Origin of the sequence: Streptococcus sp. FSL R7-0248, assembly GCF_037967965.1 — a bacterium.
In the GTDB taxonomy this organism is placed as follows: domain Bacteria; phylum Bacillota; class Bacilli; order Lactobacillales; family Streptococcaceae; genus Streptococcus.
The window spans coordinates 424,592-436,150 of record NZ_CP150201.1; the positions used below are offsets into that span (position 1 = coordinate 424,592).

An 11,559-nucleotide genomic window follows, 5' to 3' on the forward strand; every position below is an offset into this window, starting at 1 on the left:
GTTTATGATTTAGGTGTGAACAAGTCAAATAAATTTGGTATACTAATGGACAAGTGAGAAATATTCAGTAATATTCTGTAAAATACTTGTAATGTTTGTCACCGAGTGTTACAATCAAACAGTAACATCAATTCGATAGAGAGAATAATTGATATGAAACGAGAAAAATTTTTACACGAACAACAACGTTTTTCCATTCGTAAATATTCATTTGGGGCAGCATCAGTCCTTTTAGGAGCAAGTTTGGTCTTTGCAGGTCAAGCTTTGGCTGATGAGCATCATGAAGTTTCAACACCTTCAGATGCCACTTTGCGTGCTACCTCAGATAGTGATGCTGTGACAGCAGCTGATATTTTCAATGGTGTAGCGACCGATGGGGTAGCATCAAGCGAGAAAGCTAGCCAAGTCTCAACAACTAGCCAAACCGCTAGTGAAACTGCTACTAGCGAGGCTAGAAGTGAAGTGAGTGCTAGTACCTCACAAGCAGCTGATAAAATTTCTGAATCAACAGCTGCCAGCTCAGAAGTGACAAGGAACACAAATGCTTCATCTGAAACAGCCACTAACCTTGAGGTATCTGCCTTAACGAGAGCAGCTGTCAATACTAGTTTGGTGAGCCAACCAGCTACAACTACAGACAGCGACCTTCCAAGTCAAGGGACTCATGTCTACAAGGAACGTACAGAGATTAAGAATCAACCCAAGGTGTCTGCCAAGGCTGAATTTTATGTAAATCCAGGAGACAGCGTCCTTTACGATCAAGTCGTGACGGCTGACGGCTACCAATGGATTAGCTACAAATCATACTCTGGCGTGCGTCGTTATGCGCCAGTGAAACCAGTGGCAGCTGGTAGTGGTAACGGTAATAGTGGTAATGGGGATGGTAAGCCTTCTAATGGCACTCAAGCCACAACAGGTGCTTTGAACATCCCAGCGACAGGAACTTTCTACTTTACACGTGACACAGATATTAAGAAAGAACCAAAAGCAGACCTCAAACCTACTTTTGTTTTCAGTAAGGGTGACCATGTTATCTATGACAAAGTTTTGACTGCGGATAATCACCAATGGATTTCTTACCTTGGGTATGACTATGTTCGCTATTATGCCGATATTGCGACTTTGACACCTGCTAAAGCTGAAACACCAACTGTTAAACCAACAGAGACTAATCAAGCAAAACCAGAAACTACTGGTGCTGAAAAACTTCCAGCAAGTGGTACTTATAATGTGACACGTAGCTTGAATGTTAAAAACGAACCTAAGGCCTCTGCAGAAACGCTTTATACCTTGGAAAAAGGCTACAAAGTGAACTATGACAAGGTCTTGACTGCGGATAACCACCAATGGATTTCTTACATTAGCTACAGTGGTACACGTCGTTATGTGGATATTGCGACCTTGAAAACTACTGAGTCTAAACCACAAGAAAACCGTGTTTCTGGTAACCTTACCATCAACAACCAAACCTCTAATGGCTTTGATGTTGTCGTTACCAATGTTTCAGGTGGTGGCAAGGCAGTCCAAGAAGTTCGTGTTCCAATTTGGTCAAATAAAGATGGTCAAGACGACCTCACTTGGTATCATGCTGACAAACAATCGGACGGTAGCTACAAGGTTCATGTAGATACAGCCAGCCATAAGGGCGATGCTGGTACCTATTCTGTGCATCTTTACTATATGTTGAATGGTAAGAGAACCTATATCACAGAAACCAAAGCCACAGTCCCTGAATCTCAAGTAACAGGGAAATTGACTATCGACAACCAAACGTCTAATGGCTTTGATGTTGTCGTAACTAATGTTTCAGGTGGTGGCAAAGAAGTTAACGAAGTCCGTGTTCCAATCTGGTCAGATAAGAATGGTCAAGATGATCTTACTTGGTATCATGCCGATAAACAATCAGATGGAAGCTACAAGGTTCATGTAGATAAAGCCAGCCATAAGGGTGATGCTGGTACCTATTCTGTGCATCTTTACTATATGTTAGATGGTAAACGAACTTATATTACCGAAACTACAGCCACAGTTCCTGAATCTCAAGTGACAGGGAAATTGACCATCAGCAACCAAACGTCTAATGGCTTTGATGTTGTCGTAACTAATGTTTCAGGCGGTGGCAAAGAAGTTAAAGAAGTGCGTGTTCCAATTTGGTCAGATAAGAATGGTCAAGATGACCTTACTTGGTATCATGCCGACAAACAATCAGACGGTAGCTACAAGGTTCATGTAGACACAGCTAGCCATAAGGGTGATGCGGGTACTTATTCTGTGCATCTTTACTACATGTTGGATGGTAAACGAACTTATATTACCGAAACTACAGCCACAGTTCCTGAATCTCAAGTAACAGGAAAATTGACGATTACCAACCAAACGTCTAACGGCTTTGATGTTGTCGTTACCAATGTTTCAGGTGGTGGCAAAGAAGTTAAAGAAGTCCGTGTTCCAATCTGGTCAGATAAGAATGGCCAAGATGACCTCACTTGGTATCATGCCGACAAACAATCAGACGGTAGCTATAAGGTTCATGTAGATAAAGCCAGCCATAAGGGTGATGCGGGTACTTATTCTGTGCATCTTTACTATATGTTGGATGGTAAGAGAACCTATATCACAGAAACTACAGCTACAGTCCCTCAAATCACTGAAACTCAAGTGACAGGGAAATTGACCAATAACGGTTCTTACTATAGTGTTCGTGGTAAATATGATGATATTATCATTGTCAATAAGAAGCATGGTCTTTCTAAGGACTATAATCCAGGTGAAAATCCTACAGCTAAGGCAGCCTTTGTTCGCCTTCGTGATGATATGATTAACCAAGGTTTGAATGTCGGACGTTCATACAGTGGTTTCCGTTCTTATGACTATCAAAAGACTCTTTACGACAATTATGTTAGCCGTGATGGTCAGGCAGCTGCAGATCGTTACTCAGCTCGTCCTGGATATAGCGAACACCAAACTGGTTTGGTCTTTGATTTGACTGATAAATCAGGTAACTTGCTTGAGGATGCACGAGCTAGTCAATGGCTTAAAGACAATGCACATAACTATGGCTTTATCGTGCGTTTCCAAGCAGGTAAAGAAGCTTCAACCGGCTACATGCCAGAAGCATGGCATATCCGCTATGTGGGTAAAGAAGCTAAAGACATCCACGATTCAGGATTGAGCTTGGAAGAGTACTTTGGTATCGAAGGTGGCGATTATGCTACTAGCAGCAAACCTGCTGAAAGCAAACCAGCCACTACAGGTGCCATCAACCTTCCAGCGACAGGAACTTATACCTTCACAGGTCGTGCGTCAATCAAGGCAGAAGCTAAGGTTTCAAGCCCAGAGTTGGCCTACTATGACAAGGGCATGAGTGTTAACTATGACAAAGTTTTGACAGCCGATGGTCATCAATGGCTTTCATACATGACAGCAAGCGGTGCCCGTCGTTACGTTGATATTGCAACAGTTAAAGCTACAGAAACTAAACCAGAAGTTAAACCGGTTGCTAAACCAGCGGACCAACCAAGTCTTCCAGAATCAGGCACTTATACCTTCACAGGTCGTGCGTCAATTAAGGCAGAAGCTAAGGTTTCAAGCCCAGAATTAGCCTACTATGACAAGGGTATGAGCGTTAACTACGATAAGGTTCTCACAGCCGATGGCCGTCAATGGCTTTCATACATGACAACAAGTGGTGCTCGTCGTTACGTTGACATTGCAGCAGCCAGGGCAGAGTCTAAGCCGGCAAGTCAACCAGAAGTTAAACCAGCGGATAAACCAAGTCTGCCAGAATCAGGCACTTATACCTTCACAGGTCGTGCGTCAATTAAGGCAGAAGCTAAGGTTTCAAGCCCAGAGTTGGCCTACTATGATAAGGGTATGAGCGTTAACTACGACAAGTTTTTGACAGCTGATGGTCGTCAATGGCTTTCATACATGACAGTAAGTGGTGCTCGTCGTTATGTTGATATTGCAGCAGCCAAGGCAGAAGCTAAACCAGAAACAAAACCCGTTGCTAAGCCAGCCGATAAACCAAGTCTCCCAGAGTCAGGTCGTTATACCTTCACAGGTCGTGCGTCAATCAAGGCAGAAGCTAAGGTTTCAAGCCCAGAGTTGGCCTACTATGACAAGGGCATGAGTGTTAACTACGATAAGGTTTTGACAGCGGACGGTCACACATGGCTTTCATACATGACAGTGAGCGGTGCTCGTCGTTACGTTGATATTGCTTAGTGTAATAATGATTAGGTTGGACATTATGTCCAGCCTTTTTTGATAGCCTTTCTTTATCATGAGATTGAATTTTTCAATTTTTGTGACGTCTTTTGGAGTGCTATAATGGTTAATATAGAATCGAGGTTATTATGAAAATTGCGTTGGTACAGATGGATGTCGTTCACGGGCAGCCTGTGGAAAATAAAAAACACGTCATAGAGATGTTGGAGAGGGCGCTTGATGACAATCATGATGTTATTGTGCTTCCTGAAATGTGGAATACAGGCTATGCTTTAAATGAACTTGATGGGCTTGCGGATAAGGATGGATTGGACTCTCAAGAACTCTTGTCTCATTTTGCTAGGAAACATGCTGTAGCTATTATTGGAGGGTCCGTTGCTATTGAGAAAGATGGCAAATTTTACAACACGACCTATGTCTACAATAAGTCTGGGGACTTAATCAATACCTATAGCAAGGTCCATCTCTTTGGCCTTATGGCAGAGGATCAGTACATGTCTGCTGGGTCGAATGAGTCTGTTTTTGAGCTTGATGGTGTGATAGCTGCCAGTGTCATTTGTTATGATATCCGTTTTCCTGAATGGGTGCGAACACAGATGGCACAAGGGGCAAAGGTACTTTTTGTGGTAGCGCAGTGGCCGGAACCTCGAGTGCAGCAATGGGAGATTTTGTTAAAGGCGCGTGCGGTTGAAAATCAAGCTTTTGTAGTTGCTGTCAATCGTGTTGGAGCAGGACCCAACGATATCTTTTCAGGACATTCTATGGTTATAGATCCACTTGGAAATGTGGTCTTACAAACCAAGGAGCATGAAGAGGGCATTTTTACGGCTGATATTAATCTTGAAGAGGTAGATAAGGTTCGAGGTCAGATTCCTGTTTTTGAGGATCGTCGCACGGACTTGTATCATTAAGGAGCGTTTATGTTATTTGAAGAATCTGACTTATTGAAGGCATTGCCAGAACAGTTTTTTGCAGGTTTGGTTGCTAAGGTTAATGCCAAGGTGGCGGAAGGAGCAGATGTTATCAATCTTGGTCAGGGTAATCCAGACCAACCAACCTATGACCATATTGTTGAGGCGCTTTGTACCTCAGCGAAAAATCCTGCTAGCCATAAGTATTCACAGTTTCGAGGCAATCGTCCTTTTAAAGAAGCTGCTGCTAGTTTTTACAAGAAACATTATGGGGTCGATTTGGATGCGGAGCGTGAGATTTGTGTCATGGGAGGTGCTAAAATTGGGCTTGTGGAATTACCCCTAGCTTTGATGAATCCAGGTGACCTCCTGCTCCTACCTGACCCAGGATATCCTGATTATTTATCAGGAGTGAGTTAGGACGTGTAGCCTATGAGACCTTTCCTTTGACGGCTGAAAATGATTTCTTGCCAGATTTGGATGCCATTCCTGAAGAGACAGCTCGGCGTGCTAAGTTTATCTATATCAATTATCCAAATAATCCTACGGGTGCTGTGGCGACTAAGGCCTTTTATGAAAAGTTGGTTGTCTGGGCTAAGACTTACGAAGTTGGCGTGGTGAGTGATTTAGCTTACGGAGCTTTGGGCTATCGAGGCTATGAGAATCCTAGCTTCTTATCAACACCTGGTGCTAAAGATGTGGGCATTGAGTTCTATACTTTCTCGAAAACCTTCAATATGGCTGGTTGGCGTTTGGCCTTTGCTGCTGGGAATGACCAGATGATTGAAGCCTTAAATCTGATTCAAGACCATCTTTTTGTGGGAATCTTTCCTGCCTTGCAGGAGGCTGGGATTGCAGCCCTCTTAGATCCTAAATCTGAGGAGGCTGTTGCTCAACTGAATGCGACTTATGATAGCCGTCGAGATGCTTTTGTCCAGGCAGCTGCTAAGATTGGCTGGAAGGCCTTTCCATCCAAAGGTTCTTTCTATGCTTGGATGCCTATACCAGAGGGTTACACTAGTGAGAGTTTTGCGGATCTTTTGCTTGAGAAGGCCCATGTTGCTGTGGCACCAGGTAAAGGATTTGGTCCTGCAGGAGATGCTTATGTTCGTATTGGGCTTTTGGTAGAGCCAGAACGTCTGGTCGAAGCAGTCGATCGTATTGCCAACTTGCAATTATTTAATAACTAGATAACAATCATGAAACAAGTAGTTGGAAAAGACTGCTTGTTTTTTTCATGTTAATTTCAATTCTTCCTTGACAAATGAATAAAAATACAATAAACTAGTTACATATTTATTCAAAAGGAGTGCATAAATGGAAGTTTCAATCGTTGGTATCACTGGTTATAGTGGTTTAGAGTTAGTTAAAATTTTGAATAATCATAAAAAAGTGGAACTTGTTTCTATTCACGCAACCAAGGAAGTGGGCCGACGATTGTCTGATGTGTATCCCTATCTGACAGGTGTTTGTGACTTAGAAATTGAAGCTTACGATGCGGAAAAGATTATGCAAAAGGCGGATTTGGTTTTCTTTGCCACACCTTCAGGAGTCGCTAGCTCGCTAGCAGAGGAATTTGTTCTAGCTGATTTTCCTATTATTGATTTGTCTGGCGATCATCGCTTGCCAGCAGATGTTTATCAAGAATGGTATAAAAAATCACCTGCTAAGCAGAGTGTTTTGAATAAATTTACATATGTATTATCAGAATATGCAGATGTGAAGGATAAGAAATTTATTGCCAATCCTGGATGCTATGCAACAGCGACAGAGTTGGCCTTGCTTCCTTTGGTTGCTACTGGTCTGATTGAGACGGATAGTGTCATTGTGGATGCCAAGTCTGGTTTAACTGGTGCGGGTAAGGCTTTGAGTGAGTCTAGTCATTTTGTCAATGTTCATGATAATTACGTGACTTATAAACTCAATCATCATCAGCATATTCCTGAGATTGTTCAAACCTTGCAGTTCTTTAATCCGGAAATGCCTGAGATTCAGTTTTCAACGTCGCTTTTACCCGTTAATCGTGGAATCATGGCTACGGTTTATTGTAAGTTGAAGAAGGACGTGACTGTAGCTGATGTAGCTTCAGCATTCACAAAGGCTTATAGTGATAAACCCTTTGTACGTGTGCAAGACAGTTTGCCAGAACTACACAACGTTATTGGATCGAATTTTACAGATATTGGCTTTGCCTATAATGAGAAAACCAATGTTCTGACAGTTATTTCAGTGATTGATAATTTGATTAAGGGTGCTGCTGGTCAAGCGGTTCAAAATCTTAACCTCATGCAGGGGTGGGATGAGACGGAAGGTTTGCTTCTGACACCGTCATACTTGTAGATGTAAGCATAGAGTTAGGAGAAAAAATATGAAAGTCATAGATGGAACAATTGCTAGTCCGCTGGGATTCTCAGCAGATGGGCTACATGCAGGATTTAAAAAGAGAAAAATGGATTTTGGTTGGATTGTCTCTGAAAAACCAGCCAGTGTGGCAGGGGTTTACACGACTAATAAGGTTATCGCAGCTCCTTTGATTGTGACCAAGACCTCAGTTAAAAAGGCTGGGAAAATGAAGGCCATCGTTGTTAACTCAGGTGTAGCCAATTCTTGTACAGGGACTCAAGGATTGGAGGATGCTTACACCATGCAGGAGTGGACCGCTGAAAAGCTAGGTGTTGAACCAGATTTGGTTGGTGTGGCTTCTACAGGGGTTATCGGTGAGTTGCTACCAATGGATACACTGAAAAATGGTCTTTCCAAGTTGGTGGTCAATGGGAATGCTGATGATTTTGCCAAGGCGATTTTGACGACGGATACAGCAACTAAGACTATTGCTGTGACGGAGACTTTTGGTCGTGATGTTGTCACTATGGCTGGTGTCGCTAAGGGTTCAGGCATGATTCACCCGAATATGGCAACCATGCTTGGGTTTATTACTTGTGATGCCAATATTTCTAGTGACACCCTTCAATTGGCCTTGAGTCAAAATGTGGAAAAAACCTTTAATCAGATTACAGTTGATGGGGATACATCAACTAATGATATGGTTCTTGTCATGTCAAATGGTTGCACGCTCAATGAAGAGATTCTGCCAGGTACACCAGAGTTCGAAAAATTTTCGAAAATGCTTAATTTCGTGATGCAAGAACTGGCTAAGAAAATTGCCAAGGACGGTGAAGGTGCCAATAAGCTCATCCAAGTTGATGTGGTTAATGCCCCTAATGCCCTTGATGCTCGTATGATGGCAAAATCTGTTGTCGGTTCAAGCCTGGTCAAAACAGCCATTTTTGGTGAAGATCCTAACTGGGGGCGTATTCTAGCTGCTGTTGGCTATGCCGGTGTGGACGTTCCTGTGGACAATGTTGATATTATGCTTGGCGGTCTGCCAGTCATGCTTGCCTCTAGTCCTGTGACCTTTGATGATGAGGAAATGAAAGACATCATGCATGAGGATGAAGTGACCATTACGGTAGATCTTCATGCTGGACATGAAAAGGGAACCGCATGGGGGTGTGATCTTTCTTACGATTACGTTAAGATTAATGCCCTCTATCACACTTAGACTATCTAAGGAAAAGGAGTTAACTGATGACTGCTGAATATATTGTAATTAAGATTGGTGGAGTAGCCAGTAAGCAGCTAACTCCCGAGATATTGGCTAAACTGTCAGAATGGCAGCAGGCTGGTCAGAAAATTGTTATCGTCCATGGGGGTGGTTTTGCTATCAACCAACTCATGGAGGAACATGACATCCCAATTCATAAGGTTAATGGTCTTCGTGTGACGGGTCAGTCAGATATGGACTTGATTAAAGAAGCCTTGGTTGACATAGTTGGGAAAAACTTAGCAGGTGAGCTGACAACTGCAGGTTTGCCAGCCTATCAGCTTGTAGATGAATTGCCAGACCTTGTTCATGCTGATTTTTTGGATCAAGAGACTTATGGCTTTGTGGGTGAGGTCAAAAACATCGCCAATCAGACCTTAGTAGCACTCCTTGCTCAAGGTAAGATCCCCTTGATTCCTAGTTTGGGTTACAGTGAGCAGGGTGATTTGCTCAATATCAATGCGGATTACCTTGCTAGAGCTGTGGCAATTAGTCTAGGTGCCAAAAAACTTATCCTTATGACAGATGTCAAGGGAGTTTTAGAAAATGGTCAGGTTTTGGAGCATCTGAATTTTGTGGACGTTCAGAAAAAAATAGAGTCATGCGTGATAACTGGGGGCATGATTCCTAAAATTCAAAGCGCTGTTCAGACAGTTCAAGCCGGTGTTGAGCAGGTCATTATTGGTGATAACCTGACAGATGGTACCATAATCAAGGAGTAAGAGATGACAAAACTATTTTCAAACTATAAGCGGGCAGCGATTGATTTTGCTTCGGCACAGGGCAATTATTTGACAGATACAACTGGCAAGACCTACTTGGATTTTTCATCAGGTATCGGGGTAACCAATCTGGGCTATCATCCCTCTGTCAATCAGGCTCTAACAGATCAGGTAGGCAAGATTTTGCACCAGCCTAATCTTTATCACAATCAGTTGCAAGAAGATGTTGCTGGACTTTTAATTGGTGACAAGGACTATCTAGCCTTTTTCTGTAATAGTGGTGCAGAGGCCAATGAAGCAGCCATAAAAATCGCTCGTAAGGCATCAGGCAAACAAGAAATCATTACCTTTCAAAATTCCTTCCATGGTCGAACGTTTGGATCCATGTCTGCCACTGGTCAGGATAAAATCAAACAAGGCTTTGGTGAAGGTGTGCCCCACTTTAGCTATGCTATTTTCAATGACATAGATAGTGTCAAGGCCCTAGCTAGTGACGAAACAGCGGCTATTATGTTGGAGTTGGTTCAAGGGGAATCAGGTGTTCAACCTGCTGATAAGGACTTTGTTAAGGCTTTGGCTGACTTTTGTAAGGAGATGGGTATTTATCTTATTGTAGATGAGGTTCAGACAGGCCTTGGTCGTACTGGTAAGCTTTATGCTTATGAGCACTACGATATTGAACCAGATATCTTTACTCTGGCAAAAGGTTTGGCAAATGGGGTGCCAGTTGGTGCCATGCTTGCTAAGTCATCTCTTGGAGAAGCCTTCTCTTACGGAAGTCACGGCTCTACCTTTGGAGGAAATAAACTGGCTATGGCGGCGGCCAAAGCTACGCTTGAAGTTATGTTGGTCCCAGGTTTTCTAGATACTGCCCTTGAAAATGGAAACCAGCTACAAGCAAAATTGCAGGCAGCTTTATCTGATAAAGAGACGGTTACCACTGTACGTGGCTTGGGCTATATGATTGGGATTGAGACTACTGGCAATTTAGGAGAATTGGTCCAGTCGGCTCGAGATAAGGGGTTAATTGTCTTAACTGCAGGGACAAGCGTGATTCGTCTTTTGCCACCAATCACCCTAAGTGATGCTGAAATTGAAAAGGGTGTGGCTATCCTATCAGAAATATTTGACTAGAACATAAAAATCACTTGATTCTTGAATCAAGTGATTTCTTTTACTCATTGTCAGTATCAATCTCGCTGAGAAGTCCTTTAGCTGTTGTTGTTGGCAGAATACGGACACGATTAAGTGAGAGAAGACCATCCTTGGCACTGGCTAGCCCTTCGTTGGTTGTTAGTCCTAACTTGTAAGTTTTCTTAGCTAGGTCAAGTGTCGTTTGATTATAGCGACCTGATGGGTAGGCAATGGTATTGACCTTGGTATTGAGTTTATTTTCAAGGAAGTCAATAGAATCCGTTAATTCAACCTTTTGTGTCGCCTTATCAGTGGTTGACAAATCGGGGTGGTTAACCGTATGAGACTGGAAGCTCATACCGTGAGCCATCATTTCTTTCATCTGTTTGACGGTAAGATTTCCAGCATTTCCTTTCTTAACAAAGCCAGTGATCACATTATTGGTTGCTTTAGCCTTGTATTTTTTGAGAATAGGATAGGCAATGGTGTAGAAATCTTCGTTACCATCGTCAAAGGTCAGCCAGACAACCTTCTTAGCAGGTAGGGCGTTTTCAGTGAAGGCTTTGTAGGCTTCTTCAGGCGTTAGGAAGTAGTATCCTGCCTTTGACAAAGCCTTGATTTGTGCCTCGAAGAGGTCTGGGTCAACGATAAGGTTGGCGTTGGAGGCTTCAGATGGATCCATGACGTGTACCGCATGATACATGAGGATAGGGATTTGGACAGGATCGTCATAGGTTTTCCATTTAGCTGTCGTCTTAGACTGACTGGTCTGAGCCTGTTGTTGCTTGCTTTTCGACTGATTTGGTCGGTTAAGCATAAAGACTGCCAGTAAGCCAAGAAGGACGAGGTTTAGGATAAGTAGAAGAAGGTTCAGTTTTTTTCTGTTAGCTTGAGTTATTTTTTTCTTTTGAGAAGTCATTGTATCCCCTTTCAAATAGGTCTAGCTATTATTCTAACA

The 11,559-nt window shown here is 42.8% G+C and carries 7 protein-coding genes and 1 pseudogene; 7 read left to right on the forward strand and 1 reads right to left on the reverse strand.

Annotation, left to right across the window (positions count from 1 at the left end):
- Window positions 1-153 precede the first annotated feature (153 nt).
- The 7 genes and pseudogenes from ldcB (at window position 154) to NYE32_RS02195 (ending at window position 10,601) form a co-directional block, all read left to right on the forward strand.
- On the forward strand, window positions 154-4,227 hold the full coding sequence (ldcB, locus tag NYE32_RS02165; protein ID WP_156685159.1) for an LD-carboxypeptidase LdcB/DacB: 4,074 nt from the start codon (window positions 154-156) through the stop codon (window positions 4,225-4,227).
- Window positions 4,228-4,358: 131 nt separating this feature from the next.
- Window positions 4,359-5,141, forward strand: coding sequence for a carbon-nitrogen family hydrolase (locus NYE32_RS02170; protein WP_110981043.1), 783 nt, complete (start codon window positions 4,359-4,361; stop codon window positions 5,139-5,141).
- Window positions 5,142-5,150: 9 nt separating this feature from the next.
- Window positions 5,151-6,331: pseudogene (locus tag NYE32_RS02175) on the forward strand (pyridoxal phosphate-dependent aminotransferase).
- A gap of 127 nt (window positions 6,332-6,458) precedes the next feature.
- On the forward strand, window positions 6,459-7,481 hold the full coding sequence (argC, locus tag NYE32_RS02180) for an N-acetyl-gamma-glutamyl-phosphate reductase (protein WP_156685158.1): 1,023 nt from the start codon (window positions 6,459-6,461) through the stop codon (window positions 7,479-7,481).
- 28 nt (window positions 7,482-7,509) lie between these two features.
- Window positions 7,510-8,703 carry a bifunctional glutamate N-acetyltransferase/amino-acid acetyltransferase ArgJ gene (gene argJ, locus NYE32_RS02185; protein WP_155198045.1) on the forward strand — a complete coding sequence of 398 codons (1,194 nt, stop codon included), beginning with the start codon at window positions 7,510-7,512 and terminating at the stop codon, window positions 8,701-8,703.
- Window positions 8,704-8,729: 26 nt separating this feature from the next.
- Window positions 8,730-9,467 carry an acetylglutamate kinase gene (argB, locus tag NYE32_RS02190; RefSeq protein WP_156685157.1) on the forward strand — a complete coding sequence of 246 codons (738 nt, stop codon included), beginning with the start codon at window positions 8,730-8,732 and terminating at the stop codon, window positions 9,465-9,467.
- Between the two features lie 3 nt (window positions 9,468-9,470).
- Window positions 9,471-10,601, forward strand: coding sequence for an acetylornithine transaminase (locus NYE32_RS02195; protein ID WP_107372619.1), 1,131 nt, complete (start codon window positions 9,471-9,473; stop codon window positions 10,599-10,601).
- 40 nt (window positions 10,602-10,641) lie between these two features.
- Here the strand turns inward: NYE32_RS02195 and NYE32_RS02200 are convergent, their stop codons facing one another.
- On the reverse strand, window positions 10,642-11,520 hold the full coding sequence (locus NYE32_RS02200; protein ID WP_059749088.1) for a polysaccharide deacetylase family protein: 879 nt from the start codon (window positions 11,518-11,520) through the stop codon (window positions 10,642-10,644).
- Window positions 11,521-11,559 lie beyond the last annotated feature (39 nt).